Below are 25,813 nucleotides of genomic sequence, written 5' to 3'. Positions count from 1 at the left end.
CGCACCGCCGCTTCGGCCTATGATGTGCCGGTGAACCTGCTCGCCCCGCCTCGCGCCCGCCTGCCCATCGAGGTCGTCTTCGACCTGGTCTGTCCCTGGTGCTTCCTAGGCATCAGGCGGCTGCGGCGAACCCTGCGCTCCCGTCCGGACGTGGCGGCGGAACTGCTCTGGCGGCCCTTCCTGCTGAACCCGGACTTCGCCCCGCAGGGCGTGCCGCGGCAGGACTACCTCGTCCGCAAATTCGGCGGCGAGGACCGCGCCCGCCGCCTGCACGGCACCATCGCCGATCTCGGCCGGGCCGAGGGCATCGAATTCCGCTTTGACCGCATTCGCCGCGTGCCGCATTCGCTCGATGCCCACCGGCTGGTCCGCTGGGCCGGCCGCTTCAATGCCGCCGACGCCCTGGTCGAGGCGATCTTCGAAGCCTATTTCACCGAGGGCGCCGATATCGGCGATGCCCATGTGCTCGCCGCCATCGCCGGCCAGCAGGGGCTCGACGCGCCCCTCGCCCGCCGCTTCCTCTCGACCGTCGCCGAGGTCGAGGCGGTGCATGCGGACAACCTCCGCGCCCACCGCCTCGGCATCAACGGCGTGCCCTGCTTCGTCGTCGCCGGCCGCAGCGCCATCGCCGGCGCCCAGGAGCCCGAGGTCCTGGAACGCCTGCTTGATATCGCCCTGGTCGAGAGCTAGAGCAAACTCGAATCGGATGGAATCATCTGATCGGAGTAATTTGCTCGCCAGAACAACAAGCTAGAGCGGGCTCCGTGAGCCGGTGCGAACAGAGCCCGCTCTAGCCGGCCACCGCCACCCGCCCGTCGATCGGATATTGCGGATCGTTGTACCCCGGCGTCGAGGGATGCCCCGCCGGTACCAGCCGGTCGACCAGCGCCTCGTCCTCCACGGTGAACCGGTAGTCGAGCGCCGCCAGATAGTCCTCCAGATGCGCCTCCGTCCGCGGCCCGAGAATGCAGCCGGTGACGAGCCGGTTGTTCAGCACCCAGCCGATGGCGAAATGCACCGGCGTGGTGCCGGCGCGCTGCGCATGCTCGCGGATCACCTGCGCGATCTCGAGCGACTCAGGGCGAAGCTCCGTCTCCAGCATCCGCTTGTCCTGCCGCGCCGCCCGGCTGCCCGCCTCGGGCTCCGCGCCCGGCCGGTACTTCGCCGTCAGCACCCCGCGCGCCAGCGGCGAATAGGGAAAGACGCCGAGCCCGTAATGCGCCGCGACGGGAAGCTGCTCCACCTCCGGCTGCCGGTTCATCGCGTTGTAATAGGGCTGCGACACCACCGGCCGGTCGATCCCCGCCTCGTCGCAAAGCCGGCAGATCTCCGCGATCCGCCAGGAGCGGTAGTTGGAGACGCCGAAATGCCGGATCTTCCCCGCCCGCACCAGGTCGGCCATGGCGCGCACCGTCGTCTCCAGCGGCGTCGCACGATCCTCCTTGTGGAGGTAGAGGATGTCGATGAAGTCGGTGCCGAGCCGGCGCAGGCAGGCCTCCGCCCCCTGCATGACCCATTTGCGCGACAGCCCGCCCTCGTTCGGGCCCTTCCCGACCTTGTTGGCGATCTTCGTCGCCACCACCCAGTCATGCCGGCGCGCGGCGATGGCCTGCCCCACCACCTCCTCCGACCGCCCGCCGTTATAGGCATCCGCCGTATCGAGGAAGTTGATCCCCGCCTCGGCAGCCCGCGCGATCAGCCGCGCGCCGGTCGCCGCATCGGTCGGTCCGCCAAACATCATGGTGCCGAGGCAGAGCCGGCTGACGCTGAGGCCGCTGCGGCCGAGTGCACGGTATTCCATGAAAGCCTCCCGGGAAGCGGCCAGTCAGGCCGCCTCCGGCAGGCCCGTCAAGCGGCCGCGTAGCGCGTCAGCGCCAGATCCTCGGAGTCGATCTCCGGCCGCCGCCCGGTGACGAGGTCCGCCAACAGCCGCCCGCTGCCGCAGGCCATGGTCCAGCCCAGCGTCCCATGCCCGGTATTGAGGTGCAGGTTGCGGTACCGCGTCGGCCCGACCACCGGCGTCCCGTCCGGCGTCATCGGCCTGAGGCCGGTCCAGAATTTCGCCTGGGCTATATCGCCCCCGCGCGGGAAGAGGTCGCCCACCGAATGCGCCAGCGTCTCCCGCCGCGGCCCGCGGAGCTTGAGGTTGAACCCCGCCAGTTCCGCCGTCCCGCCGACGCGGATGCGGTCGCCGAGTCGGGTGATCGCCACCTTGTAGGTCTCGTCCATGACGGTGGAGACCGGCGCCCCCGCCTCCTCGGTGACCGGCAGGGTCAGCGAATAGCCCTTCACCGGATAGACCGGCACGAAGACGCCGAGCGGCCGCAGCAGCGCCGTCGAATAGCTCCCCAGCGCCACCACATAGGCATCCGCCGTGACCCTGCCCTGGTCGGTCACGACGCCGGTGACCCGGTCACCCTCGCTCTCGATCCTCTGGATGGTCACGCCCTGGCGGAACTCCACCCCCGCCGCCGCCGCCATCCCGGCCAGCCGCTGGGTGAAGACATGCGCATCGCCCGTCTCGTCGCCCGGCAGGCGCAGCCCGCCGACGAATTTCCCCTCGACCAGCCCGAGCGCCGGCTCCGCGCCGACGCAGCCCTTCGGGTCGAGCAGCTCATAGGGCACCTGGAAGGCATCCAGCACCGCCGTATCGCCGCCGACGGCATCGAGCTGCTTCTGCGTGCGGAAGAGCTGCAAGGTGCCCTGCATCCGCTGGTCATAGGCGATGCCGGTCTCGTCGCGCAGGTCGCGCAGGCAGTCGCGGCTGTACTCGGCGAGGCGGACCATGCGCGCCTTGTTGGTCGCATAGGCATCCTCGGTGCAGTTGGCGAGCATCCGCGCCAGCCAGGGATAGAGCCCGCCCTTCGCCTGCGGCCAGAAGACCAGCGGCCGGTGCCGCATCATCAGCCATTTCAGCGCCTTGACGGGGATGCCAGGGCCGGCCCAGGGCGCCGAATAGCCCGGCGAGACCTGCCCCGCATTGGCGAAGCTCGTCTCCATGCCGGCGGCCGGCTGGCGGTCGATCACCGTCACCTGATGGCCGGCCCGCGAGAGATACCAGGCGCTGGTCACCCCGACCACGCCGCTGCCAAGCACCACAACGCGCATCGCCGCCTCCGCCTATTTATCCACCGAGACTACGCACCGGCGTATGCGAATTTCACGCCAGACCCTCGCAGCCTTTGCCATGCGGAGCCGGAATGGCGCATGATCTGCGGCCAATTCGTAGATAATTCGATGCAAACCCTGGATGACACCGACCGCGCCATCCTCCGCCTGCTCCGCGCCGACGGCCGCATGAGCAATGCCGACCTCGCCGAGGCCGTCTCCCTCTCCCCCTCCGCCTGCCTCCGCCGCGTCCGCCTGCTGGAGCATCGCGGCATCATCCGCGGCTATACCGCGCTGATCGAGGAGGCCGCGCCGCGCGACCTGGTCGTGGTGATCGTGCAGATCACGCTCGACCGCCAGACCGACGAGCACCTGAGGCGCTTCGAGGAGGCGGTGCGCCGTTGCCCCGAGGTGCGGGAGTGCTACCTGATGACCGGCATCGCCGACTACCTCCTGCGTGTCGAAGCGCGCGACGCCGCCGATTACGAACGCATCCACAAGGAGGCGCTGTCGCGCATGCCGGGCGTCGCCCGCATCCAGTCGAGCTTCGCCATCCGCACCGTCATCCGGGGGACCGCATGATCCAGATCGCCAGCGACGCGCTCACTGCCGCCATCAAGCCCGAGGGCGCCGAGCTTTGCCGATTGCAGGATGCCGCCGGTCGCGACTTCCTCTGGGATGCCGGCCCCGCCTGGCCGCGCCATGCGCCGGTGCTCTTCCCCATCGTCGGCCGCCTCTCGGGCGATGGATTCAACCATGCCGGCCGCCGCTACCCCATGCGTCAGCACGGCTTCGCCCGCGACCGAAGCTTCACCCTGATCGACCAGGCGCCCAGCCGCTGCACCTTCCGCCTCACCGACGACGAGGCGAGCCGCACCGCCTATCCCTTCGCCTTCGCCCTCGACATCCACTACGCCGTCGCAGGCGGGTGCCTCTCGGCGGACTACCGCCTGGCCAACCCCGGCCCCGAGCCCCTGCCCGCCTCGCTCGGTGCCCATCCCGCCTTCCGCTGGCCGCTCCCCGGCGCCGAGGGTCGCCCCCACACCCTTACCTTCGAAACAGACGAGCCTGCCCCCATCCGCCGGTTGCAGGACGGCCTGTTGCTGCCCGAGCCCCAGCCGAGCCCCATCGCGGGCCGCCACCTCGCCCTCGCCTCCGCGCTCTTCGAAGCCGATGCGATGATCCTCGACCAGCCCCGCAGCCGCCGCCTCGACTACCGCGCCGAGGACGGTCCCGTCCTCCGTTTCGCCTTCACCGGCTTCCCGCAACTCGGCCTCTGGTCGAAGCCCGGGGGCGACTTCCTCTGCATCGAGCCCTGGCAAGGCTTCGCCAGCCCGCTCGGCTGGGATGGCGAGTTCGCCGCGAAGTCCGGCGTAATCATCCTCCCCCCGGGCGGCGAATTCCGCGCCGGCTGGTCGGTGGAGCTGCTGTAAGGGTGGCGCGCCCGGCGGGATTCGAACCCACGACCACACGCTTAGAAGGCGCGTGCTCTATCCAGCTGAGCTACGGGCGCAATCGGGTTCAGTGCGTCCAGTTCTCCGGACGCCCGAAGCGGAAGTTGTCCGCATAGACCTTCGCCTTGATGCGGACCGGCTTCGGCTCCTCGACCTCGTAGGGGATGCCGTTCGCCTCGGCATAGGCGATAGCATCCTCCTTGCTGTCGAAATTGAGGCTCACCTGCGCATTGGTGTCGCCCGAGCCGGCCCAGCCCATCAGCGGGTCGAGCCGCTGCCGCTCGCCCGGCTCATAGGCCAGGGTCCAGCCCTGAGAGCGCCCCCGCCCGGACTGCATGGCGGAACGCGGCATGACGAAGATGCGGGCAAGCTGCGGCATGAGGCACCCTTGTTGCAGGTATCGGGGCGAGAGGATTCGAACCTCCGACCCTCTGCTCCCAAAGCAGATGCGCTACCAGACTGCGCCACGCCCCGACTTGGGGCGGGAAACTAGGCCGTCCCCCGCCCCACGGCAACAGGAGAGGCGCGGCTACCGCATCGGCCAGGAATACATCAGCCCGCCATTGGTCCAGAGCCGGTTCAGCCCCCGCTCCAGCCCGATCGGCGTCTGCGGCCCGAGATTGCGGTCGAACAGCTCGCCGTAATTCCCGATCGCCTTGATGGCGTTGTAGGCCCAGGCCGGATCGAGCTTCAGCGAGTTGCCCAGCACCGGGTCGACGCCGAGCAGCCGCCGGACCTCCGGGTTGGGGCTGCCCTTCATCTGCTCGAGGTTGCCGCTGTTGACACCGAGCTCCTCCGCCTGGATGAGCGCCGAGAGCGTCCAGCGCACGACGTCGAACCATTCCTGGTCGTCGCGTCGCACCACCGGCCCATAGGGCTCCTTGCTGAACCGCTCCGGCAGGATCACGAAATTGGCCGGATTGGTGAACTGGCTGCGGAGCGCCGCGAGCTGAGTCGCATCCGTGCCGATGGCATCGCACCGGCCGGATTGCAGCGCCGTCGCATTGTCCTGCATCCGCTCCTGCAGCAGTGGCGTGAAGCGCAGGTTGTTGGCGCGGAACCAGTCCGTCGTCACCAGCTCGTTCGTCGTTCCCGGCGAGAGGCAGATGGTCATCCCATCCATCCCCTTCGACTCGGTAACGCCCGCGTCCTTCCGCACCATGAAGCCATGGCCGTCATAGAGGTTGACGGCGACCATGCGCAGGCCGAGCGAGGTGTCGCGCGTCATGGTCAGCGTCGTCTGGCGGATCAGCACGTCGATCTCGCCCGATTGCAGCGCGGTGAAGCGCTGCACCGCGGTCAGCGGCACGAAGCGCACCTTGGCCGGGTCGCCGAACAGCGCAGCGGCGAGGCCGCGGCAGAGATCGGCATCCATTCCGCGCCAGACGCCCTGGCTATCGGGCAAGGAGAAACCGGCAATGCCGACATTGACGCCGCAGTTGAGCACGCCGCGGGCCTTGACCGCGTCGAAGGTCTGGCCCGCCTGGGCAGCGCCGGTGAGGCCAAGCGCGAGGGCCGCGCCGGCCAGCATCCTCTTCAACATGAGTCCTGCCTCAGCGGATCGGGGAGAAGGGGGTAGGCTTCAGCACCATCGTCGTCTGCTGCTTCAGCGCGCCGAGCGGCGCCGTCGCCTTCTGGAACTCCGCCCAGCCGGGATCGGCCGCCATCGCCGCCCGCCGCTTGTCGCGGTCGCCGAGCGAGCTATAGGCCCAGGCGAAGACGGCCTGATTGATCGGCCCGCATTCGGTCACAGCGAACCACAGCAGCTGGCCGAGCAGCCGGTCCTGCACCGGCTTGCCGAGGTCGCGATAGGCGTCGATCCAGGCCTGCGCCTTGCCGGGGTGGAAGTCGTAGGTCCGATGATCGACCCACATCTCCCCACCCTCGACCTTGCGCTCGAAGGGCTGGCCGACCTTCTGCAGCGGCGAGAAGGGCACGGTCTTGAGGAGCTTCGCCTCCTGCGCCATCAGCGCGCCGCTGTCGCGCCCCTCCTTCAGGAAGCGCTGCCACTCCGGATCGGCATCCCGCCGGCCCATGCCGCGCTCGCGCTCGTCGATGTCGTCGAAGCCGCGGACGAAGAGCACCCGGTTGATCTGGCCGAATTCGACCGTGAACATGCCGATCAGCGGCGTCAGCGTGCGGGAGGAGGCCGGGCCGCCGATATCGCGGTAGAGCGCCAGCCAGGCGGGCAGCTTGCCCGGATGCATGGTGTAGATGCGTTGCTCGAGGAACATGGGCTCTTCCCTCCCGTCAGGATGGGCGGAGTGCCGCATGTCCGGGCGCCGCGGTCAATCCGGCCTCACCGCCCGGCCTCGGCCTCCGGCAGCCGCGCGCCGACCTGCCGTGCGCCCGCCTCCGTCACCTGGAACAGCACCAGGCCCGCCGGCGTCGTCGCGCCGCGCTGCATCATCCCGCGCTCGACAAGCCGCCCGGCCACCGGGTCGTCGCCCGGGGCGGGGTAGTGGTTGCGATAGGGCCTGGCGGCGCGATCGAGGCCGAGGGCCTGGCGGATCGCATCGCCTTCTTCAGGGTCGAGCGAGGGCATATGGGGCGAATGCCGCGCCCTCGCCCTGGTTCCCTCAGACCAGCGGCGCCAGCTCGTCGAGACGGCGGAGGATGCCATCGCGGTCGAGGTCCGGCACCTCCAGCAACACCCGTTCGATCCCCGCCTCGCGGTAGGCGTCCAGCTTCCCGGCCTCCGGCGGCGCCCGGAAGACGGTAATGGAAAGGCTCGCAGGGTCCCGGCCCGCCCCTTCCGCCACCCGCCGCAGCCGCTCGCGCGCCAGCTTCGGGTCGAAATCGCCCCCCGCCCGCGGGAACCATCCCTGGCAGAATGCCGCGACCCGCCTCAGCGTGTAATCCGTCTCGCCGCCGAGCAGCACCGGCGGATGCGGCCGCTGCACCGGCTTCGGGTAGCACCAGACCGGGTCGAAGTTGACGAACTCCCCATGGAAGCTCGCCTCCTCCTCCGTCCAGAGCGCCTGCATCGCCCGGATGCGCTCCTCCATCAGCCTGAAGCGCGTCGGATAGCGCGCGCCGTGATTCTCCATCTCCTCGACATTCCACCCGCCGCCGACGCCGAAGACGAAGCGCCCGCCCGAGAGCCGGTCGAGGCTGGCGACCGACTTGGCAGTGATGATCGGGTCCCGCTGCGGCACCAGGCAGACGCCGGTGCCGAGCAGCAAGGTTTTCGTCGCGGCGGCGGCAAAGCTCAGCGCGACGAAGGGATCATGCGTATGCTTGTACCGCTTCGGCAGCTCACCCCCGCCCGGAAAGGGTGAACGCCGGCTGACGGGAATGTGGGTGTGCTCGCAAAGGAAGAGCGAGTCGAACCCCCGCTCCTCCAGCGCCCGTGCCAACTCCCCGGTCTCGATCCCGTATTCGGTCGGGAAGTAGAAGACGCCCGTGCGCATCGTGCTCTCCCCTTACCGCTGCGGCATCGACGTCGGGACGATGGTCTGGATCAGGCTGCTGTCCAGCGCCTCATAAGCATGGAGGTTGATGACGTCATACAGCTCCGCCCGCGTCTGCATCCGGTCGACCAGCTTGTGGGTCCCGCCATTCTCGCGGATCGACTGGAACAGCTCCTCCATCGCCTTGTTGGCGACGCGCGCGGCGGAGACCGGCCAGATCACCATCTGGTAGCCCATCTCCTCGAATTCCTGCGCGGTGAAGAAGGGCGTGCGGCCGAACTCCGTCATGTTCGCCAGCAGCTTCACCTCCGGATAGCCCTCGGCCCGGATGCGGCGCGAGAATTCCGTGAACATCTCCCGGCTGTTCAGCGCCTCGGGGAAGATCGCATCCGCCCCGCTGTCGAGATAGAGCTTGGCCCGCGCCAGCGCCCCGTCCATCCCCTCGCTCGCCGCCGCATCGGTGCGGGCGATGATGTAGAGGTGCCGCCGCGCCTTCCGCGCCGCCGCCACCTTGGCCGCCATGTCATGCGCATCGGCCATCTTCTTGTCGTTGAGATGGCCGCATTTCTTCGGCAGTAGCTGGTCCTCGAGATGCACCGCAGCCGCCCCCGCATCCTCGAAGGTGCGAACCATGTGCATGACGTTCAGCGCCTCACCATAGCCGGTGTCGCCGTCGACCAGCAGCGGCAGCGCGGTCGCGCGGGCGATCTGGCGGATATGGAAGGCGACCTCGTCGACCGTGATCATGCCGAGATCAGGGATGCCCATGGAGAGCGTCATCGCCGCCCCCGAGAGGTAGAGCCCCTCGAACCCCGCCTTCTTCGCCAGCAGCCCCGCCATGCCGTTATGCGCCCCCGGCAGCTGCAGGATCTGCTTCCGCTCGAGCAGCCGGCCGAAGCGGTGGCCGGCGGGCTCCTCGGGATTGTCGGCACCGATGACGTAGGGCATGGGGGATTTCCTCACCGGAAGAAAACGAAGGCCGCCAGGATGAAGGTCGGGACGAGAAAGGCAACCGCCCAGCCGCGATAGCCGAAGAAGCCCGGCATCCGCACCCCCGCGCCTCGATGAAGGCTGCCGGCCCCCAGTTGAACCCGCCCCGATCGCCCCGCGTTGCCACCGGGCATTGAACGAACCCCCTCCCGGACCGATACGGGGTGGGGTTCCCCTCACCCGGCCCGGCCACTAAGGTCCGCGAAAACCCAGGAGACACGCATGGAAATGACCGGCGAGCGGCGCATCCCCGCGCCGCGCCAGCAAGTCTGGGAAGCCCTGAACGACCCGCAGGTCCTGCAGGCCTCCATCCCCGGCTGCGAATCGGTCGAGCGGGTCGGCGACGACCAGTTCCAGGCCAAGGTGGCGCTGAAGCTCGGCCCGATGTCGGCCAAGTTCGGCGGCAAGGTGAAGCTCGAGAACATTAACCCGCCGGCCGGCTACACCATCACCGGCGAGGGCAATGGCGGGGCGATGGGCTTCGCCAAGGGCGGCGCCGACGTCGCGCTAGAAGAGGTTGGCCCCTCCGAGACCCTGCTCACCTACAATGTGAAGGCCCAGGTCGGGGGCAAGATGGCCCAGCTCGGCGGGCGGCTGATCGACAGCACCGCGAAGCAGATGGCCGACCAGTTCTTCAACCGCTTCGCCGCCCACCTCACCCCGGCCCCGGAGCCGGAGCCCGCGCCCGAGCCAGCCATGGCCGAGCCCGCCGCCGCCAGCGCCGAGCGGTCCGCCGCCAGCGCCGAGCGGTCCGCCGCCAGCGCCGAGATCCGCGCCCCCGCCCTCTCCGGGACGGATACCGAGTACCTGCGCGACGCCGGCGGCCCCGGCCCCCTCACCCAGCACGGTGCCGACGGGCCGAGCGCCGCCGGCAAGCCGGTCCACCGCCCCAACCCGCGCCCGGTGGACCCGGTGGCGGTCCAGCCGCTCCGCCTGCTCGGCTCCTTCCAGCCCTTCGGCCTGCCGCTGCAATTCTGGGGCGGCTGCGCGGCGATGCTGATCATCCTGGCGCTGCTCTTCCTGTGAGCGACATCCCGGGGAGCGTCGAGGCCACCCAGCAGCTGCTCGCCGCCGGCGGCTACGTCGCCGACCGGGCGCTCTCGACCACGGTGCATCTCGCCCTGCGCATGGGCCGCCCTCTCTTCCTCGAAGGCGAGCCCGGCACCGGCAAGACCGAGATCGCCAAGGTCCTGGCCGGCGGCCTGCCCCGCCGGCTGGTCCGCCTGCAATGCTACGATGGCCTCGACCTCGGCGCCGCGGCCTATGAGTGGAACCACGCCAAGCAGCTCATCTCCATCCGCCTCGCCGAGGCGAGCGGCGAGACGACGGACCGCGAGGCGCTGGAGCGCGGCATCTACGACCGCCGCTTCCTCCAGGAGCGCCCGCTGCTCCAGGCCCTCAGCCCCGAGGGCGGCCCTGCGGTGCTGCTGATCGACGAGCTGGACCGGGCCGACGAGCCCTTCGAGGCCTTCCTGCTGGAGCTGCTGGCCGATTTCCAGCTCTCCATCCCGGAATACGGCACGGTGAAGGCCAAGGTCCCGCCCGTCGTCATCATCACCAGCAACCGCACGCGTGAGGTCCACGACGCCATCCGCCGCCGCTGCCTCTACCATTGGGTCGACTACCCCGACGCCGCCCGCGAACGCGCGATCCTTCGCATCCGCGCCCCGCATGTGCCCGAGGCACTGTCTGCCCAGGTCGTCGCCTTCGTGCAGAAGCTTCGCGGTGGCGAATACTTCAAGCTGCCCGGCGTCGCCGAGACCATCGACTGGGCCTCGGCCCTGGCCGCGCTCGACGCCACCGAGCTGGAACCGCAGGCGGTCGACGAGACGCTCGGCGTGCTGCTGAAGTACCAGGACGACATCGCCAAGCTGCGCGGCGCCGAGGCCGCGAAGCTGGTCGAGGAGTCGAAGGCCGCGTGATCGCCGCATGAGCGACATGCCCGCCAATCTCGGCCAGGCGATGCAGCTCGCCAGCGCCGGCATCGGTGCCGGCCGCGGCGCGCTGGCGGGCAACCTGCTCGCCTTCAGCCGGCTGCTGCGCCGCGCCGGCCTCCCCGTCGGTCCCGCCGAACTGCTCGCCGCCAGCGAAGCCCTGCAACTCGTCGATATCGGCGACCGCCGCCAGGTCCATGCCGCGCTCCGCGGCGTCATGGTCCACCGCCGCGACGGCTTCGAGATCTTCGACCAGGCCTTCCTGCTCTTCTTCCGCGACCCCGAAGCCGGCCGCAACGCCGCCGCAATGGCGATGCTCGACGGCTTCAGGGAGCGCGACAAGCCACCCCCTACCAGCCGCCGCCTCGCCGAGGCGATGACGCCCCCGCCGCAATCCCCCACCCCGCCCCAGCCGCCGGAAGAGCGCCCGCCGGTCGAGGTGGCGATGACGGTGAGCGAGCGCGAACGCCTGCAATCGATGGATTTCGAGGCGATGTCCGCCGCCGAGATCGCCGCCGCCAGGCAGGAGATCCGCCGCCTCGTCCTGCCGCTGGACGAGCGCCCAACCCGCCGCTTCCGCCCCGATCCCACCGGCCCGAAGACCGACCTCCGCGCGACCCTCCGCGAGAGCCTCCGCATGGGCGGCGAGATCATGAGCATCGAGCGCCGCCGCCGCGTCCACCGCCCGCCACCCCTCGTGGCGCTGTGCGACATCTCCGGCAGCATGTCGCGCTACGCCCAGGTCCTGCTCCACTTCCTCCACGCGGTGACGAATGACCGCGACCGCGTCAGCTCCTTCCTCTTCGGCACGCGCCTGACCAACGTCACCCGCCAGCTCAAGAGCCGCGACGCCGAGGTCGCCTTCGAACTCGTCTCCCACATCGTCCCCGACTGGTCCGGCGGCACCCGCATCGGCGAGAGCATCGAGCTGTTCAACCGCCTCTGGTCCCGCCGCGTGCTCGGCCAGGGCGCCGTGGTCCTGCTCATCACCGACGGCCTCGACCGCGAAGGGGCGAAGGGTCTTGCCGAGGCGACCGACCGCCTCCGCCGTTCCTGCCGCCGACTGATCTGGCTGAACCCCCTGTTGCGCTGGGAGGGCTTCCAACCCAGATCACAGGGCATCCGGGCGATGCTGCCGCATGTCGACGAATTCCGCCCGGTCCACAACCTGCAAAGCCTGCGCGCCCTGGTGGCGACGCTGAGCGGGCCGCAGCCGGCAAGGAGAAATGCCGCATGAGCGATTCCGAAGACGTGCTGGCCACCGCCGCCGCCTGGCGCGCGGCGGGCGAACCCGTGGCGATCGCCACCGTCGTCGAGACCTGGGGCAGCTCGCCCCGCCCGGCCGGCTCGCGCCTGGCCGTCAGCGCCTCCGGCCGGCTCGCCGGTAGCGTCTCCGGCGGCTGCATCGAGGGCGCCGTGGCCGATGCCGCCAAGCAGACCATGACCACCGGCACGCCCCAGCTCCTCGATTTCGGCATCTCCGACGAGCGCGCTTGGGAAGTCGGCCTCGCCTGCGGCGGCAAGCTGAAGGTCTTCGTGGAGAAGCTCTCGTGACTCCGGAGGTCCTCGCCGCCCTGGAGGCGGCGAAATCGGCCAAGCGCCCGGTCGCCCTGCTGACCCGCCTCTCGGATGGCGCCCAGCACCTCTGGCCCGATGCCGAACTCGCACCGCCCCTTGCCGAAGCCGCCGCGAGGGCGCTGGCGGAGGACGCCGCCGCCAACCTCACCCTCGACGGCGAGGCCTGGTTCATCCACCCGCACAACCCGGCCCTGCGGCTGATCGTCGTCGGCGCCGTCCATATTGCGCAGGCCCTGGTGCCCATGGCTCAGGCCGCAGGCTATGCGGTGACGGTCGTCGATCCCCGCCGCGCCTGGGCCACCGCCGAGCGCTTCCCCGGCATCACCCTGATCCACGAATGGACCGACGACGCCGTCGCCGCCCTCGCCCCCGACGCCCGCAGCGCCGTGGTGACGCTGACCCACGACCCCAAGCTCGACGACCCCGCCCTCGACGCCGCGCTGAAGTCCGACTGCTTCTACATCGGCGCCCTCGGCAGCCGCCGGACGCATGCCAAGCGCGTCGCCCGCCTCACCGAGATGGGCCACACGCCCGAGGCCATCGCCCGCATCCACGCCCCCGTCGGCCTCAACATCGAGGCGGTGACGGCGCCCGAGATCGCGCTCTCCATCCTCGCCGAGGTCGTCGCCACCCGCCGCGGCGCGGCGCTGGCGCAGCGTCCGGCGCTCGCCGCATGATCTTCGGGCCCACCCCGCTCGACGAGGCCCGCGGCGCCGTCCTCGCCCATACCGTCCGCCTGCCGGGCAAGGTGCTGAAGAAGGGCACCGTCCTCGACCAGGAGGCCGTCGCCGCCCTGCAATCCGCCGGCCATGGCAGCGTCATCGCCGCCCGGCTGGAGCCGGGTGACGTGCCGGAGAACGAGGCCGCCGACCGCCTCGCCAATGCGCTGATGGGCCCGCTCCTCGCCCGTTCCCGCGCCTCCACCGGCCGGGTCAACATCCTCGCCGATGCCGCCGGGCTGCTCGTGGTCAACGCCACAACCGTCAACCGCCTGAACTCGCTCGACGAGTCGCTGACCGTCGCCACCCTCGCCTCGCACATTCCCGTCGCGGCGAAGGAGATGCTGGCGACCATCAAGGTCATCCCCTTCGCCACCCCCGGCCCGGTGCTGGAGGTGGCGGAGCTCATCGCCCGCACCGGCCCGCCCGCCCTCTCCCTCCATCCCTTCCGCCCGCTGAAGGTCGGCCTCGTGCTGACCGAGCTGCCCGGCGTGAAGGAAAGCGTGATGGAAGGCGCCATCGAGGCGACGCGCGACCGGGTGGAGGCGCTCTGCGGCACCCTTCTGCCCCCCGAGCGCTGCCGGCACGAGACCCAGCCGATCTCCGACGCGCTCAACCGCCTGCGCCGCGCCGGCGCCGAGCTGCTGCTGGTCGCCGGCGCCTCCGCCGTGGTGGACCGCCGCGACGTCGGCCCGGCCGGCATCGTTCGCTCCGGCGGCGCGATCGACCATTTCGGCATGCCGGTCGACCCCGGCAACCTGATCTGCCTCGGCCATATCGACGACATCCCGGCCCTCGTCCTGCCCGGCTGCGCCAAGTCGCCGAAGCTCAACGGCATCGATTGGGTCCTCCAGCGCCTCTTCGCCGGCCTGCCGGTGACGCCGCGCGACGTCATGGGCATGGGCGTCGGCGGGCTGCTGAAGGAGATGGAAGCCCGCCCCCTCCCCCGCGACGCCGCGCCCCAGCCCGCCGGCCCCGCCCCCCGCCGCGGCCGCAAGCTCGCCGCGCTCGTCCTGGCCGCCGGCCGCAGCCGGCGCATGGCTCCGCTCAACAAGCTGCTGGTGCAGGACGACCAGGGCGTCCCCATGGTCGCCCGCGTCGTGGACAACGCGCTCGCCTCCCGCGCCCGCCCGGTGGTGGTGGTCACCGGCTACGAGCATGAGCGGGTCGAGGCGGCCCTCGCCGGCCGGCCCGTCCTCTTCGCCCATGCCGAGGACTATGCGGAGGGCCTTTCCGCCAGCCTCAAGGCCGGGCTCGGTGCGCTGCCGAAGGATATCGAGGGCGTCGTCATCTGCCTCGGCGACATGCCCCTCGTCGCCGGCCCGATGATCGACCGCCTGCTGGCCGCCTTCGACCCCGAGGAAGGCCGCGCCATCGTCATGCCGACCTTTCGCGGCAAGCAGGGCAACCCGATGCTCTGGGCCATGGAATTCCTGCCCGAGATGATGACCATCACCGGCGATGTCGGCGCCCGCCACCTGGCCGGCAAGCACGCCGACCGCGTCGCCGAGGTCGAGATGGCCGATGACGCCGTCCTCCGCGACTTCGACACCACCGACGCGCTCAGGAAGGCGCCGGGCTTCGAGAAGGTCAGGTAGAGCGTGATCGCCGGAGGCCGAAAGGCCGAAGGCGTGACCTACCCTTCGGCCGCGGCGCGCACCCACTCCGCCCAGGCCAGCGCCTCCCGGTCCCGCCCGAACCCGGCGACCACCTGCGCCCCGAGCGGCAACCCCTTCGGCCCCGTGCCCACCGGCACGGTGACGCAGGGCACATGCAGCAAGGTCCAGAGCGAGTTGAAGGCCGGATCGCCCGTCCAGCCGAGCCCCTCTGGCGCCTCGCCCGGCGCGCTCGGCGTCAGGATCGCATCGAATCCCGCGATCACATCGACGAACGCCGCCCGCGCCGCCGCAAAGGCCGCCCGCCCCGCCTCCAGCGCCGCCCGTCCCTGGCCACGCCCCCAGTCCAGCCGCTCCCGCAGCCCCTCCGAGAGCTGCGCCGAGGCCTGATCGACCTCCCAGGCCAGCGCCTCCGCCGACTCCCCATTCATCACCAGCGCATGCGCCTCGTATCCAGCGACGACGACGGGCGGCATCTCCACCGCCTCGACCCTGGCCCCCGCCCGCGCCGCCGCGGCCGCGACCCGCTCGATGGCCTCCCGCGTCTCCGCCGCCGCCTGGTCCACGGAGGGCCCCCAGCACAGCCCGATCCGCGGCGCCCGCCCCGGCTTCTCCTCCGGCGACCCGTAATCCCCGCCCGTCAGCCCCGCCAAGACCAGCGCCGCATGGCCCACGCTCCCGGCGATGACGCCGATCGTGTCGAGCGATTCCGACATCACCTTCATCCCCGCCCGGTGCAGCGTGCCGAAGGACGGCTTGAACCCGACGGCCCCGCAATAGGCCGCCGGCCGGATGATGCTGCCCGCCGTCTGCGTCCCGAACCCGGCATGGAAGAACCCCGCCCCCGCCCCCGCCGCCGAGCCCGAGGAGGACCCGCCCGGCGTATGCGCCGGATTGTGCGGATTGGTCGTCGCCCCCGGCCGCCGCGTGGCGAATTCCGTGGTCACGGTCTTGCCGAGGATCACCGCCCCCGCCCGCCGCGCCAGCGCGACGCAGGCCGCATCGCCCCTCGGCCGATGCCCCGCCCAGACCGCCGAGCCGTATTGCGAAGGCTGGTCCGCCGTATCCAGCACATCCTTCACCCCGATGCCGAGCCCGGCGAGCGGCCCCGCCCGCCCCGCCTTCACCGCCCGGTCGACCGCCGCCGCCTGCCGCAGCGCCAGCGCTGGGTCGAGATGGACGAAGGTCCTGACCTCCGCCTCCCTGGCCCCGATCCGCGCCAGCAGCGCCTCGGTCAGCTCGGTGGCGGAGAGGCGCCGGTCGCGGATGCGCCGCACGGCTTCAGTGGCGGGGAGTGTCGCGGGATCGGTCATGCCCCGAGCTTAGACGCAAGCCCGAAGGGCGCGACAGGCCCGGAATCGCCGGGAAAACCATCGCCCACCGCAACGCCGCTGGCGCCGGCCCCTCGCGGACCCCAGATTGTACCCAATGCCTCTCCCCATCCGCGTGGCCGAGGCGCCGAACGGCGCGCTCACCTACGCCGTCCCCCTGCCGCCCGAGCGCCTGCCCCCGGTCGCCCCGCGCCAGCTCCTCGCCGCCTGGGAGCTGGCCCGCGAGGCCGCCGACCGCCAGCAATGGGGCAAGCCCCGCCGCCTGCTCTTCCCCCGCGCCGAGGGCGAGCCGATGGAGCTCGCCATCGCCGACCGCGACGCCGCCGCCTGGGCCGAAGCCATCGACTCGGCCATCGGCCTCGACACCATCCCCGGCCTCAGCCTCTGCCTCCGCCTGCTCGCCTTGGTCGAGATCCTCGGCCGCGCCCCCTGGCTGGCCGCGCTCTTCGCGGTCACCCGCCAGGGAATCGACCTCCATCCCGCCCTGCTCTCCGCCGCGGCCGCGATGCCGCTGGACGGCGGCGCGCGGTTCGACGAAACCGGTCTGCGCCGGCTATTGTCCCGGCCGCTGCCCCAGGGTCAGTCCCCGGGTAGCGCCCCGAGCCTCGCCGCATCGCATGACGGATGACCCGATGAAACGCCTCCCCTCGATCGGCCTGCTCGCGCTCCTCGCCGCCTGCGCCGGCGGCCCCGACCCCGCCGTGGTGCCGCTCACCGGCAACGCCGCCCCCAGCCGCGCCGCCATCGCCCCCGGCCCCGGCGCCGTCCCCACCACGCCGGCTCCGGCCGCCGCGTTGCGCGACCAAGCCGCGCTCGCCGCCGCCTGCCGGGCCGATGCCGATCGCATCGTCACCTTCCGCGACCGCGGCCAGCTCATGCGCGAGGACGAGCGCGACGCCCGCATCGGCACCGATGCCAGCATCTATGCCCGCCGCGGCGAGACTGACCGCCTGGCCCGCATCTACGAGCGCGACCGCATCGCCTCCGACTGCGTGCAGGAAAACACCCGGACCGCTCCGCAGCAGAACGCCCGGCCCGCCGCCCCGCAACGCTGATGACCATCCGCGGTCTGGCGGCCTTCGGCGCGCTGGGCCGCGCCCTCTCGCATCGCGACGCGCGGCTGTTCTTCGGCGCCTCGCTGACCTCCTGGACCGGGCTCTGGGTCCACCAGATCGCCGTCGCCTGGCTCGCCTGGGAACTGACGAAGAGCGCCTTCTGGGTCGGCATGGTCGCCTTCTGCGACTTGGCGCCGGCGGTGATCTTCAGCCCCATCGCCGGTGCCGTCGCCGACCGGATGGACCGGGTGAAGCTCACCATGGCCTCCCAGGCCACTATCGCGCTCGAGGCGGCGGCCATCGGTGCCTTGCTCGCCACCGGCAACCTCTCCATCGGCCTCCTGCTAGCGCTCGAGATGGTGAAGGGCACCGCCTCCTCCTTCGCCCAACCGGCGCGGCAGAGCCTGATGCCCGGCCTCGTCCCCCGCGCCGACCTGCCCGCCGCCGTCGCCTGCAATTCGCTCTGCTACAACGTCGCCCGCTTCATCGGCCCGGCCATCGCGGGGCCCCTGATCGCGGTCGCCGGCGTCGTCCCCGCCGTCTTCCTCAACAGCCTCGCCTATCTCGCCGCGACGCTGACCATGCCCAATCTCCGCGTCGATGCCGCCCAGCGCCGCGGCGTCCCATCGGGGAGCGGCGTCCTCGCCGACACCATCGCCGGCTTCCGCTATGCCGGTCGCCACTCGGGGATCGGCCCGCTGCTGGCCTTCGCCGCCGTCGCCGCGGTGCTGATGCGCGGCGTCCAGGAGATCCTGCCCCCCTTCGTCGAGCGCCTCTTCGCCCGCGGCGCGGACGGCATGGCGATGCTCACCGCCTGCATCGGCATCGGCGCGCTCTTCGCCGGCCTCTGGGTCGCCGGCCGCGGCAAGCTGGAAGGCGCGGTGACGCTCGCCATCGCCGCCGCCGCCTGTCAGGCGCTCTTCACCATCGGCTTCGTCTCGACCAGCCTCTTCCCCTTCGCCCTGGTCTGCGCCGCGCTGATGGGCGCCAGCGCCTCCGTCCACGGCATCCTGGTGCAGACGCTCGTGCAGAACGCCGCCGATGCCTCGATGCGCGGCCGCGTGCTGAGCCTCTGGGGCATGATCACCCGCGCCTGTCCTGCGAGCGGCGCGCTGGCCCTCGGCACCGCCGGCGAGGTCTTCGGCCTCCGCTGGCCGACCGTCGCCGCGATGCTCGCCGCCCTGCTCGCCGTGGCCTGGGGCTGGCAGCGAAAGCCTGCGATGGTGGCGTCGCTGGAGACAAGAAACTGACACCGGAGGAAGACGACGCCATGGACGACCTGCCCCTGCCCCCCGGCATCACCAGCCGCTTCCTCGACGGCATCAACGGCCTTCGCATGCATATCCTCGAGGCCGGCAACCCTGAGGCGCCCTGCCTGCTGCTGCTCCACGGCTTCCCCGAGCTCGCCTTCTCCTGGCGCAAGGTGATGCTGCCGCTGGCCGAGGCCGGCTACCACGTCGTCGCCCCCGACCAGCGCGGCTATGGCCGCACCACCGGCTGGAGCGCCGATTACGACGGCGACCTCGCCCCCTTCCGCCCCTTCAACATCGTCCGCGACGCGATGGGCCTCATCGCGGCCCTCGGCCATGACGGGGTGGAGGCGGTGATCGGCCACGATTTCGGCTCCCCCATGGCCGCCTGGTGCGCCCTGCTGCGCCCCGACCTGTTCCGCCGCGTCGTGCTGATGAGCGCCCCCTTCGCCGGCCCGCCCCCGCTGCAGGAAGGTGCCAAGCCCCGCCCCGCCGCCCCCGACATCCACGCCGCGCTCGCCGCCCTGCCCCGCCCCCGCAAGCACTACCAATGGTACTACTCGACCCGCGAGGCGAATGCCGAGATGCAGCACGCCCCGCAGGGCCTGCACGCCTTCCTCCGCGCCTACTACCACGCGAAGAGCGCCGACTGGCCCGACAACCGCCCCTTCCCCCTCGCTTCATGGACCGCGGAGGAACTGGCGAAACTCCCCGGCTACTACGTCATGGATCTCGCCAAGGGCATGGCCGAGCAGGTCGCCTCCGACATGCCCTCGCCGGAGGCCATCGCCGCCAACCGCTGGCTCCCCGATGCCGAACTCGCCGTCTACGCTGCCGAGTACGCCCGCACCGGCTTCCAGGGCGGCTTCCAATGGTACCGCTGCACCACCTCGGGCCGCTTCCAGCCGGAGCACCAGCTGATGGCCGGCCGCCGCATCACGCAGCCCTCGCTCTTCATCGCCGGCGCCAGCGACTGGGGCATCTGCCAGGTGCCTGCCGCGCTGGAGCGCATGCAGCGCGAGGCCTGCACCGACATGCGCGGCTGCCACCTGATCGAGGGCGCCGGCCACTGGGTGCAGCAGGAGCAGCCGGAGCAGACCGTCACGCATCTGCTGGACTTCCTGAGGAGCAGCGGCGCGGCCAGCCCGCGGTCGCCCCGAGTGGCCACACTCGGGGCGTGAACCGCCGGCTCAATGAATACTAATCCCGTTTTGGTCTGGCGACAGTCCCGCCAAAACGGGATTAGTCTCCGTGCCGAAACGCAGGACAGCTGATCATGTTGAACACCGCGATCGTCGGCATGGGCCGCTGGGGCCGCACCCTGGTGGAGAGCGTGCAACGGAAGAACGGCGCCGGTCTCCGCTTCGTCGCCGGCACCACCGGCAGGCTGTCGAAGGCCGAAGCCTGGGCCGCCGAACAGGGCATCCGCCTCCACCCAAGCTTTGAGGCCGTCCTCGCCGACCCCGAGGTGAAGGCCGTGGCGCTGGCCACCCCGCACAAGCAGCATGCCGACCAAGTCATGGCCGCCGCCGCCGCCGGCAAGCATGTCTTCGTCGAGAAGCCCTTCACCTTGAGCAAGGCGAGCGCCGAGGCCTGCGTCGCCGCCTGCCGCCAGGCCGGCGTCGTCCTCGCCCTCGGCCATAACCGCCGCTTCCTCCCCGCGACGCTCGAGATGAAGCGCATGCTCGCCGAGGGCGAACTCGGCACCGTCCTCCACGCCGAGGGCCATATCAGCGGCCCCGGCGCCTTCGCCTGGAAGCCCGGCATGTGGCGCGCCGACCGCGAGGAGAGCCCGCTTGGCGGCATGGGCGCCATGGGCATCCACATGCTCGACATGCTGATCAACCTGATGGGCCCCATCGCCGAAGTGACCGTGCAGTCCTTCCCCCGGGTCTCGCCGCATATCGACGACACGACCGCGATGCTCGCCCGCTTCGCCTCCGGCGCCACCTGCAATTTCGCCACGCTCTCGCTGACCGCCCGCTACTGGCGCGTCGCCCTCTTCGGCACCAAGGGCCATCTCGAGATGCAGGGCCAGGACCGCCTCGTCTTCACCCCCGTCGAGGGCCAGGGCTGGGCCCGCGACTTCGACAAGACCGATATCGAGGCCGCCGAGCTGGAGGCCTTCGCCGCCGCGGTCGCCGGCGGCCCGGCCTACCCGCTGCCGGCCGAGCAGGCGATCCACGGCGTCGCCGTCTTCGAGACGATGATCGGCGCGGCGGCCTCAGGCAGCACCTATGCGGTGGCCTGAGCGGCTTGTCGCTGATGTAACGGCGCCCTAGAACGGCCCTTCCTTGAAGGAGGGGCAGCCGATGTCGAAGATCACCCGCCAGGGCAGCAACACGATTCTCTCAGGTTCCGTCGAGTACCACAATTTCGTCTACCTGGCCGGCATGACCGCCGACGACCTTTCGCTCGACGTCACCGGCCAGACGAAGCAGGTCCTCGCCAAGATCACCGCGGCGCTCGAGGCCAACGGCACCGACACCACCCGCCTGCTGACCGCGCAGATCTGGCTGAAGCACATCACCGACCGCGACGCGATGAACAAGGTCTGGGTGGAGTGGCTCGGCGATGCGGGCCGCCCGGCCCGCGCCTGTGTCGAGGCCAACATGGCCGACCCGCGCCACCTGGTCGAGATCATGGTCACCGCCTGCCGCTGAGCGGCTTGGACTCGTGCAAGGGCGGCGCCTTCCGGGGCGCCGCCCTTGTCGCGACTGTGGCTTCTCGGCCGTCACACTGTGGCTAGGCTCCTTTCTGAGACGCTGACTAGGACGATCGTCCGTTCACGGACCAGTAATCGGCGCCTCTCCATGAAAATCACCCCTAGTTTCCCGATGTTTCGCCGCTCCCGGTTGCGCGAGACATTTGCGACCGGGATAACCCCATTTGTGTCGTGAGGTTACGGCCTCGCGAGGCGAAGCGGTTCACGCGCAGGGGGGGATTGGCATGCGGGTGCATCGGATGGCAGTGGCGTGGTGCGTGGTGATCGGTGCGATGGCAGCGTCCGGCGACGCTCTGGCCACGTCGCGGGACCAGGCCCAGCAACGCCATGGCCGGGATTCGGTGCGCAAATCCGCCCCGGCAGGACAGCAGGCCCATGCCACGTCCCACCGGGCGACGAGCCGCCTCCGAACCGCCCGCCGCAGCCAGGCCCGGCTGGCCGCCACCCCCGCCGCCAACGGCGGCATCTCTTGCGTCCCCTATGCCCGCGCCGTCACCGGCATGCACGTCAGCGGCAATGGCGGCGACTGGTGGAGCAACGCCGCCGGCCTCTACGACCGCGGCCAGCGCCCGGAGCCGGGCTCAGTCATGGCCTTCCGCGCGACCGGCGGCATGACCCGTGGCCATGTCGCCGTGGTCCGCCACATCGTCGGCCCGCGCGAGGTCCGCATCGACCACGCCAATTGGGGCGGCCCCGGCATCCGCCGCGGCTCGGTCATGCAGAATATCAGCGTGATCGACGTCTCGGACGCCAATGACTGGTCCGAGGTCCGCGTCCAGTCCGGCACCAACGACAACGCCTTCGGCCGCGTCTACCCGACCTATGGCTTCATCTACAACCGCCCGGATGACGGCGTGAACACCGGCACCGCCTATGCCGGCATGCAGCTCCACCGCAGCACCCGCTACGAGCAGCTCGCCGAAATGCCGGATGGCCAGTCCTCGCGCGGCTACAGCCTGCAAGGCCTCGCCCCGCTCCGAACCGCCCAGGCCCGCACCGCGCGGTAGGCAATCGCGTCTTGCGCCCATCCGCTGGCATGTCACTGTCCAGGGGATGATGCGCTTCCGCCCCAACGGCTGATGGTCCTCGAGCTCCGGGACCTCGCCATCACCTTCCGCACCGATCGCGGCCCGCTCCGGGCCGTCGACGGCGTCTCCCTTGCCGTCGAGGCCGGCCGGACGCTCGCCATCGTCGGCGAGAGCGGCTGCGGCAAGTCCGTCACCGCCCTGGCGACGATGGGCCTGCTGCCCCCCAATGCCCGCCTCTCCGGCTCCATCCGCCTGCGCGGGCGCGAGATGGCGACCCTCGCCCAGCCCGAATGGCGCCGCCGCCGCGGCCGGGAGATCGCCATGATCTTCCAGGAGCCGATGACCAGCCTCAACCCCGCCTTCACCGCCGGCGAGCAGGTGGCCGAGGTGCTGCGCCTGCACGAGCGCCTCGGCGAGCGCGCCGCATTCGACCGCGCCGTCGCACTGCTCGACCGCGTCCGCATCCCCGACGCCGCCCGCCGCGCCCGCCAATATCCGCACCAGCTCTCGGGCGGCATGCGCCAGCGGGTGATGATCGCCATGGCGCTCGCCTGCCGCCCGCGCCTGCTGATCGCCGACGAGCCCACCACCGCCCTCGACGTGACGGTGCAGGCACAGATCCTCGCGCTCCTCGATGAGCTGAAGCGCGAGACAGGCACGGCCGTGGTGCTCATCACCCACGACCTCGGCGTCGTCGCCGACCATGCCGACGATGTCGTCGTCATGTATGCCGGCCGCGTCGCCGAGCGGGCGCCGGCCGCCCGCCTCTTCGCCCGCCCCGAGCATCCCTACACGGTCGGCCTTCTCGGCGCCGCCCCCCGCATCGAGGGCGGCCCCACCCGCCTCGCCAGCATCGAAGGCACCGTCCCCGACCTCCTCCACCCGCCCGAAGGCTGCCGCTTCGCCCCGCGCTGCCCCTTCCGCGGCGCCGACTGCACCCGCCAGCCCCCGCTCTCCGAGGTGGAACCCGGCCACGCCACCGCCTGCTGGCGCGCCCCGCTCGACCGCGTGCTCGCCGCATGACGGCACCGCTGCTCGAGCTGCGCGACCTCCGCAAGCACTTCCCCCTGCGCGACGCAATCGGCCGCCGCCGCGGCGCGGTGCGCGCGGTCGATGGCGTGTCGCTTGCCGTCCCTCGCGGCACGGTCCTCGCCATCGTCGGCGAGAGCGGCTGCGGCAAGTCGACGCTCGGCCGCCTGGCGCTGCGCCTCATCGAGCCCGATGCCGGCAGCGTCCTCTTCGAAGGCGAGGATCTCCGCGCCCTCTCCCCCGCCGCCCTCCGCGCCCGCCGCCGCGACATGCAGCTGATCTTCCAGGACCCCTTCGCCAGCCTCGACCCGCGCATGACCGTCGGCGCCGCCATCGCCGAGCCGCTCCGCCTCCACCGCATCACCCCCCGCGCCGGCGAGGCGGCCCGCGTCGCCGAGCTGCTTGAGCGCGTCGGCCTCCGCCCCGAGGCCGCCCGTCGCTGGCCGCACGAGTTCAGCGGCGGCCAGCGCCAGCGCATCGCCATCGCCCGCGCGCTCGCCAGCGGCCCCCGCCTCGTCATCGGCGACGAGCCGGTGAGCGCGCTCGACGTCTCGGTCCAGGCCCAGGTGGTGAACCTGCTGGCCGACCTCATCCGCGACCTCGGCCTCACCTTCGTCCTCATCAGCCACGACCTCGGCGTGGTGCGCCACATCGCCGACCGCGTGGCGGTGATGTATCTCGGCAGCCTGGTCGAGGAGGGCCCGGCGGACGCGCTCTTCGCCGCCCCCCGCCACCCCTACACCCGCGCCCTGCTCGCCGCCGTCCCCGGCCGTGGCATCAAGGCCCCGCCCATCGAGGGCGACGTGCCGAGCCCCATCGCCCCGCCCGCCGGCTGCCGCTTCCACACCCGCTGTCCCCACGCCGAGGCCATCTGCCGCACCGAGCCCCCCGCCCTCACCGGTGGCGCCCACCTTGCCGCCTGCCACCTGCAGGACCGCCTACCCCCCGCCCCGCCGCTGCGCGAGGCCGAGCCCGGCGGCGACCGCCTCCGCCGCCTGCAATCCTTCTTCCAGCCCGCCGGGAGCGACGCATGATCCGCCGAACCCTCCTCGCCGCCCTCGCCTCCCTGGCGCTTGCCGCCGCGGCCGAGGCGCAGACCCTCCGCATCGGCCTCCGCGAGGACCCCGACATCCTCGACCCGACGCTCGCCCGCACCTTCGTCGGCCGCATCGTCTTCGCCACGCTCTGCGACAAGCTCTTCGACATCAACGAGAAGCTTGAGATCGTCCCCCAGCTCGCCACCGGCTACGCCTGGGAAGATCCAAAAACGCTCCGCATCACCCTTCGCGAGAACGTCCGCTTCCACGACGGCGAGCCGATGGACGCCGAGGCCGTCCGCTACTCCCTCAACCGCCACATGACGCTGTCCGGCAGCTTCCGCCGCAGCGAGATCGGCGCGATGGAATCGGTCGAAGTGGTGGACCCCCGCACCATCCGCATCCGGCTGAAGGTCGCCTCCTCCCCCTTCCTTTCCCAGCTCACCGACCGCGCCGGCATGGTCGTCAGCCCGAAGGCCGCCGAGGCCGCCGGCCGCAATTTCGGCAACGCCCCCGTCTGCGCCGGCCCCTACCGCCTGGTCGAGCGCGTCGCGCAGGACCGCATCGTAGTCGAGCGCTTCGAGGGCTACTGGGACGCCGCGCGCATCCACATCCCGCGCATCACCTTCCTGCCGATCCCCGACAGCACCGTCCGCCTCGCCAACCTGCAATCCGGCGCGCTGGAGATGGTGCAGACCATCGAGCCGGACGACATGAAGGCCGTCCAGGCCAACCGCCGCCTCCGCGCCGTCGCCTATGATGAGCTCGGCTACCAGAGCATCGTCTTCAACCTCGGCAACGGGCCACGCGCCAACACACCCTTCGCCCGCGACCCGCGCATCCGCGCCGCCTTCGAGCTCGCCATCGACCGCGATGCGGTGAACCAGGTCGTCTACGAAGGCGCCTACACCCCCACCGCCCAGCCGATCCCGCCCGAGAACCCCTTCCACATCCCAACCTTCCGTCGTGAAGCGCGCGACGTGGCTCGCGCCCGCGCCCTGCTCCGCGAGGCCGGCGTCACCGCGCCCGTCCCGGTCGAGATGACGGTGCCGAACAGCCCCGACCTCCGCCAGGCCGGCGAGGTGATCCAGGCCATGGTGCAGGAGGCCGGCTTCGCCCTGAAGCTGAACACCATGGAATTCGCCTCCAGCCTGCAAGCCGCCAACCGCGGCGAGTTCGAGACCTACCTCGTCGCCTGGTCCGGCCGCGTCGATCCGGACGGCAATACCTGGACCTTCATCCACAGCCAGGGCGGCCAGAACGACGGCAAATACGCCAACCCCGAAGTCGACCGCCTGCTGGATGCGGCCCGCAGCGAGACCGATGCCGCCGCCCGCCGCGCCCTCTACGCCCGCATCTTCGAGATCGCGCTCCGCCAGGACCGCAGCCGCGTCTATCTCTGGCACCGCAAGAACATCGTCGCCCACACCGCCCGCCTCAGCGGCTTCGTCCCCGTCGCCGACGGCTTGATCCGCCCGCAAGGCCTGCGGCTGAACTGATGCCGCGCTTCCGCCCCCCTGCGGCCTTCGCCCGCGTGTCATCAGCC

29 protein-coding genes and 2 tRNA genes are annotated in these 25,813 nt (G+C 71.3%); 19 read left to right on the top strand and 12 right to left on the bottom strand.

The features are described from left to right. Positions 1-30 precede the first annotated feature (30 nt). The gene (locus tag EP26_RS02285) at positions 31-690 is read left to right on the top strand and encodes a DsbA family oxidoreductase (RefSeq protein WP_211259355.1); all 660 of its coding nucleotides are present in this window, start codon (positions 31-33) and stop codon (positions 688-690) included. Between the two features lie 100 nt (positions 691-790). Here EP26_RS02285 and EP26_RS02280 read toward each other — a convergent pair whose 3' ends face one another. Further along, complete coding sequence (locus tag EP26_RS02280; RefSeq protein ID WP_043335308.1) at positions 791-1,801, bottom strand: aldo/keto reductase; 1,011 nt, start codon at positions 1,799-1,801, stop codon at positions 791-793. A 47-nt stretch (positions 1,802-1,848) separates the two neighbouring features. Then, positions 1,849-3,108, bottom strand: a complete 1,260-nt coding sequence (locus EP26_RS02275; RefSeq protein ID WP_043335304.1) for a D-amino acid dehydrogenase — start codon at positions 3,106-3,108, stop codon at positions 1,849-1,851. A 129-nt stretch (positions 3,109-3,237) separates the two neighbouring features. Here EP26_RS02275 and EP26_RS02270 point away from each other — a divergent pair, with 129 nt between their 5' ends. Together EP26_RS02270 and EP26_RS02265 are read left to right on the top strand one after the other, a co-directional pair. Further along, positions 3,238-3,690: an Lrp/AsnC family transcriptional regulator gene (locus EP26_RS02270; RefSeq protein ID WP_043335605.1), complete on the top strand. Its 453-nt coding sequence runs from the start codon at positions 3,238-3,240 to the stop codon at positions 3,688-3,690. Continuing rightward, positions 3,687-4,541 (top strand): aldose 1-epimerase family protein, encoded by an 855-nt coding sequence (locus EP26_RS02265; RefSeq protein WP_043335302.1) that lies wholly within the window; start codon positions 3,687-3,689, stop codon positions 4,539-4,541. Before EP26_RS02270 ends, EP26_RS02265 begins: the two co-directional genes overlap by 4 nt. A 3-nt stretch (positions 4,542-4,544) precedes the next feature. Here EP26_RS02265 and EP26_RS02260 read toward each other — a convergent pair. The 9 genes from EP26_RS02260 to EP26_RS34615 all read right to left on the bottom strand — a co-directional run bounded on the left by EP26_RS02260 (position 4,545) and on the right by EP26_RS34615 (position 9,099). Continuing rightward, positions 4,545-4,621, bottom strand: a tRNA-Arg gene (locus EP26_RS02260). 8 nt (positions 4,622-4,629) lie between these two features. Then, entirely contained in the window at positions 4,630-4,941 is a 312-nt protein-coding gene (locus EP26_RS02255) for an ETC complex I subunit (RefSeq protein WP_043335299.1), read from the bottom strand. A 21-nt stretch (positions 4,942-4,962) separates the two neighbouring features. Continuing rightward, positions 4,963-5,036 (bottom strand) — tRNA-Pro (locus EP26_RS02250). Between the two features lie 55 nt (positions 5,037-5,091). Further along, positions 5,092-6,105 carry an amino acid ABC transporter substrate-binding protein gene (locus EP26_RS02245; protein ID WP_043335298.1) on the bottom strand — a complete coding sequence of 338 codons (1,014 nt, stop codon included), beginning with the start codon at positions 6,103-6,105 and terminating at the stop codon, positions 5,092-5,094. Between the two features lie 10 nt (positions 6,106-6,115). After that, positions 6,116-6,796 (bottom strand): NIPSNAP family protein, encoded by a 681-nt coding sequence (locus EP26_RS31615; protein ID WP_052388702.1) that lies wholly within the window; start codon positions 6,794-6,796, stop codon positions 6,116-6,118. 65 nt (positions 6,797-6,861) lie between these two features. Then, positions 6,862-7,107, bottom strand: coding sequence for a hypothetical protein (locus EP26_RS02235; RefSeq protein ID WP_043335295.1), 246 nt, complete (start codon positions 7,105-7,107; stop codon positions 6,862-6,864). A 34-nt stretch (positions 7,108-7,141) separates the two neighbouring features. Next, positions 7,142-7,975: an LLM class F420-dependent oxidoreductase gene (locus EP26_RS02230; RefSeq protein ID WP_043335292.1), complete on the bottom strand. Its 834-nt coding sequence runs from the start codon at positions 7,973-7,975 to the stop codon at positions 7,142-7,144. 12 nt (positions 7,976-7,987) lie between these two features. Then, entirely contained in the window at positions 7,988-8,923 is a 936-nt protein-coding gene (gene prpB, locus EP26_RS02225) for a methylisocitrate lyase (RefSeq protein WP_043335291.1), read from the bottom strand. Positions 8,924-8,934: 11 nt separating this feature from the next. Continuing rightward, positions 8,935-9,099 carry a sodium:proton antiporter gene (locus EP26_RS34615; protein WP_157033385.1) on the bottom strand — a complete coding sequence of 55 codons (165 nt, stop codon included), beginning with the start codon at positions 9,097-9,099 and terminating at the stop codon, positions 8,935-8,937. Positions 9,100-9,187: 88 nt separating this feature from the next. Here EP26_RS34615 and EP26_RS02220 point away from each other — a divergent pair, with 88 nt between their 5' ends. Genes EP26_RS02220 through EP26_RS02195 form a run of 6 tightly spaced genes read left to right on the top strand, consistent with a single transcriptional unit; the run spans position 9,188 to position 14,794 of the window. Then, positions 9,188-9,991 carry an SRPBCC family protein gene (locus EP26_RS02220; RefSeq protein ID WP_043335290.1) on the top strand — a complete coding sequence of 268 codons (804 nt, stop codon included), beginning with the start codon at positions 9,188-9,190 and terminating at the stop codon, positions 9,989-9,991. Next, a complete protein-coding gene (locus tag EP26_RS02215) occupies positions 9,988-10,887 on the top strand; it encodes an AAA family ATPase (RefSeq protein WP_043335287.1) in 900 nt (299 codons plus the stop codon). Before EP26_RS02220 ends, EP26_RS02215 begins: the two co-directional genes overlap by 4 nt. Before the next feature lie 7 nt (positions 10,888-10,894). Then, positions 10,895-12,136, top strand: coding sequence for a VWA domain-containing protein (locus EP26_RS02210; protein ID WP_342669080.1), 1,242 nt, complete (start codon positions 10,895-10,897; stop codon positions 12,134-12,136). Then, positions 12,133-12,453 (top strand): XdhC family protein, encoded by a 321-nt coding sequence (locus EP26_RS02205; protein WP_043335283.1) that lies wholly within the window; start codon positions 12,133-12,135, stop codon positions 12,451-12,453. Before EP26_RS02210 ends, EP26_RS02205 begins: the two co-directional genes overlap by 4 nt. After that, positions 12,450-13,154, top strand: coding sequence for an XdhC family protein (locus EP26_RS02200; RefSeq protein WP_043335280.1), 705 nt, complete (start codon positions 12,450-12,452; stop codon positions 13,152-13,154). The genes EP26_RS02205 and EP26_RS02200 overlap by 4 nt, the downstream gene beginning before the upstream one ends. Then, positions 13,151-14,794 (top strand): NTP transferase domain-containing protein, encoded by a 1,644-nt coding sequence (locus tag EP26_RS02195; RefSeq protein WP_043335278.1) that lies wholly within the window; start codon positions 13,151-13,153, stop codon positions 14,792-14,794. The genes EP26_RS02200 and EP26_RS02195 overlap by 4 nt, the downstream gene beginning before the upstream one ends. A 38-nt stretch (positions 14,795-14,832) precedes the next feature. Here EP26_RS02195 and EP26_RS02190 read toward each other — a convergent pair whose 3' ends face one another. Next, on the bottom strand, positions 14,833-16,125 hold the full coding sequence (locus EP26_RS02190; protein ID WP_043335276.1) for an amidase: 1,293 nt from the start codon (positions 16,123-16,125) through the stop codon (positions 14,833-14,835). Positions 16,126-16,240: 115 nt separating this feature from the next. Between EP26_RS02190 and EP26_RS31610 the strand changes: the two genes are divergently transcribed. The 10 genes from EP26_RS31610 (at position 16,241) to EP26_RS02140 (ending at position 25,766) form a co-directional block, all read left to right on the top strand. Continuing rightward, positions 16,241-16,771 (top strand): hypothetical protein, encoded by a 531-nt coding sequence (locus EP26_RS31610; RefSeq protein WP_211259354.1) that lies wholly within the window; start codon positions 16,241-16,243, stop codon positions 16,769-16,771. A 4-nt stretch (positions 16,772-16,775) separates the two neighbouring features. After that, entirely contained in the window at positions 16,776-17,198 is a 423-nt protein-coding gene (locus EP26_RS02180) for a hypothetical protein (protein WP_043335273.1), read from the top strand. Next, the gene (locus EP26_RS02175; protein WP_084112271.1) at positions 17,198-18,448 is read left to right on the top strand and encodes an MFS transporter; all 1,251 of its coding nucleotides are present in this window, start codon (positions 17,198-17,200) and stop codon (positions 18,446-18,448) included. The genes EP26_RS02180 and EP26_RS02175 overlap by 1 nt, the downstream gene beginning before the upstream one ends. A gap of 20 nt (positions 18,449-18,468) precedes the next feature. Then, positions 18,469-19,629, top strand: a complete 1,161-nt coding sequence (locus EP26_RS02170) for an alpha/beta fold hydrolase (RefSeq protein ID WP_052388701.1) — start codon at positions 18,469-18,471, stop codon at positions 19,627-19,629. Positions 19,630-19,724: 95 nt separating this feature from the next. Beyond that, positions 19,725-20,699: a Gfo/Idh/MocA family protein gene (locus EP26_RS02165; protein ID WP_043335272.1), complete on the top strand. Its 975-nt coding sequence runs from the start codon at positions 19,725-19,727 to the stop codon at positions 20,697-20,699. Between the two features lie 61 nt (positions 20,700-20,760). Next, positions 20,761-21,111 carry a RidA family protein gene (locus EP26_RS02160; protein WP_043335269.1) on the top strand — a complete coding sequence of 117 codons (351 nt, stop codon included), beginning with the start codon at positions 20,761-20,763 and terminating at the stop codon, positions 21,109-21,111. 286 nt (positions 21,112-21,397) lie between these two features. Beyond that, positions 21,398-22,180, top strand: coding sequence for a CHAP domain-containing protein (locus tag EP26_RS02155; RefSeq protein ID WP_084112269.1), 783 nt, complete (start codon positions 21,398-21,400; stop codon positions 22,178-22,180). A gap of 72 nt (positions 22,181-22,252) precedes the next feature. Then, a complete protein-coding gene (locus EP26_RS02150; protein ID WP_043335267.1) occupies positions 22,253-23,224 on the top strand; it encodes an ABC transporter ATP-binding protein in 972 nt (323 codons plus the stop codon). Then, positions 23,221-24,264: an ABC transporter ATP-binding protein gene (locus EP26_RS02145; protein WP_043335264.1), complete on the top strand. Its 1,044-nt coding sequence runs from the start codon at positions 23,221-23,223 to the stop codon at positions 24,262-24,264. Before EP26_RS02150 ends, EP26_RS02145 begins: the two co-directional genes overlap by 4 nt. Continuing rightward, entirely contained in the window at positions 24,261-25,766 is a 1,506-nt protein-coding gene (locus EP26_RS02140; RefSeq protein ID WP_043335262.1) for an ABC transporter substrate-binding protein, read from the top strand. Before EP26_RS02145 ends, EP26_RS02140 begins: the two co-directional genes overlap by 4 nt. Positions 25,767-25,813: the final 47 nt, after the last annotated feature.

Origin of the sequence: Belnapia moabensis DSM 16746, from assembly GCF_000745835.1 — a bacterium.
GTDB lineage: Bacteria > Pseudomonadota > Alphaproteobacteria > Acetobacterales > Acetobacteraceae > Belnapia > Belnapia moabensis.
The sequence above is the reverse complement of the archived record's forward strand: the minus strand, read 5'-3'. Positions and strand labels throughout refer to the sequence as shown.

Coding starts and splice junctions, on each gene's coding strand:
- EP26_RS02160 (WP_043335269.1), top strand. CDS start 20,761: ATGTCGAAGATCACCCGCCAGGGCAGCAACACGATTCTCTCAGGTTCC.
- EP26_RS02150 (WP_043335267.1), top strand. CDS start 22,253: ATGGTCCTCGAGCTCCGGGACCTCGCCATCACCTTCCGCACCGATCGC.
- EP26_RS02280 (WP_043335308.1), bottom strand. CDS start 1,801: ATGGAATACCGTGCACTCGGCCGCAGCGGCCTCAGCGTCAGCCGGCTC.
- EP26_RS02230 (WP_043335292.1), bottom strand. CDS start 7,975: ATGCGCACGGGCGTCTTCTACTTCCCGACCGAATACGGGATCGAGACC.
- EP26_RS02255 (WP_043335299.1), bottom strand. CDS start 4,941: ATGCCGCAGCTTGCCCGCATCTTCGTCATGCCGCGTTCCGCCATGCAG.
- EP26_RS02220 (WP_043335290.1), top strand. CDS start 9,188: ATGGAAATGACCGGCGAGCGGCGCATCCCCGCGCCGCGCCAGCAAGTC.
- EP26_RS02275 (WP_043335304.1), bottom strand. CDS start 3,108: ATGCGCGTTGTGGTGCTTGGCAGCGGCGTGGTCGGGGTGACCAGCGCC.
- EP26_RS02270 (WP_043335605.1), top strand. CDS start 3,238: ATGCAAACCCTGGATGACACCGACCGCGCCATCCTCCGCCTGCTCCGC.
- EP26_RS02210 (WP_342669080.1), top strand. CDS start 10,895: ATGAGCGACATGCCCGCCAATCTCGGCCAGGCGATGCAGCTCGCCAGC.
- EP26_RS31615 (WP_052388702.1), bottom strand. CDS start 6,796: ATGTTCCTCGAGCAACGCATCTACACCATGCATCCGGGCAAGCTGCCC.
- EP26_RS02140 (WP_043335262.1), top strand. CDS start 24,261: ATGATCCGCCGAACCCTCCTCGCCGCCCTCGCCTCCCTGGCGCTTGCC.
- EP26_RS02175 (WP_084112271.1), top strand. CDS start 17,198: ATGACCATCCGCGGTCTGGCGGCCTTCGGCGCGCTGGGCCGCGCCCTC.
- EP26_RS34615 (WP_157033385.1), bottom strand. CDS start 9,099: ATGCCCGGTGGCAACGCGGGGCGATCGGGGCGGGTTCAACTGGGGGCC.
- prpB (WP_043335291.1), bottom strand. CDS start 8,923: ATGCCCTACGTCATCGGTGCCGACAATCCCGAGGAGCCCGCCGGCCAC.
- EP26_RS02245 (WP_043335298.1), bottom strand. CDS start 6,105: ATGTTGAAGAGGATGCTGGCCGGCGCGGCCCTCGCGCTTGGCCTCACC.
- EP26_RS02165 (WP_043335272.1), top strand. CDS start 19,725: ATGTTGAACACCGCGATCGTCGGCATGGGCCGCTGGGGCCGCACCCTG.
- EP26_RS31610 (WP_211259354.1), top strand. CDS start 16,241: ATGCCTCTCCCCATCCGCGTGGCCGAGGCGCCGAACGGCGCGCTCACC.
- EP26_RS02205 (WP_043335283.1), top strand. CDS start 12,133: ATGAGCGATTCCGAAGACGTGCTGGCCACCGCCGCCGCCTGGCGCGCG.
- EP26_RS02145 (WP_043335264.1), top strand. CDS start 23,221: ATGACGGCACCGCTGCTCGAGCTGCGCGACCTCCGCAAGCACTTCCCC.
- EP26_RS02155 (WP_084112269.1), top strand. CDS start 21,398: ATGCGGGTGCATCGGATGGCAGTGGCGTGGTGCGTGGTGATCGGTGCG.
- EP26_RS02180 (WP_043335273.1), top strand. CDS start 16,776: ATGAAACGCCTCCCCTCGATCGGCCTGCTCGCGCTCCTCGCCGCCTGC.
- EP26_RS02190 (WP_043335276.1), bottom strand. CDS start 16,125: ATGACCGATCCCGCGACACTCCCCGCCACTGAAGCCGTGCGGCGCATC.
- EP26_RS02265 (WP_043335302.1), top strand. CDS start 3,687: ATGATCCAGATCGCCAGCGACGCGCTCACTGCCGCCATCAAGCCCGAG.
- EP26_RS02235 (WP_043335295.1), bottom strand. CDS start 7,107: ATGCCCTCGCTCGACCCTGAAGAAGGCGATGCGATCCGCCAGGCCCTC.
- EP26_RS02195 (WP_043335278.1), top strand. CDS start 13,151: ATGATCTTCGGGCCCACCCCGCTCGACGAGGCCCGCGGCGCCGTCCTC.
- EP26_RS02170 (WP_052388701.1), top strand. CDS start 18,469: ATGGACGACCTGCCCCTGCCCCCCGGCATCACCAGCCGCTTCCTCGAC.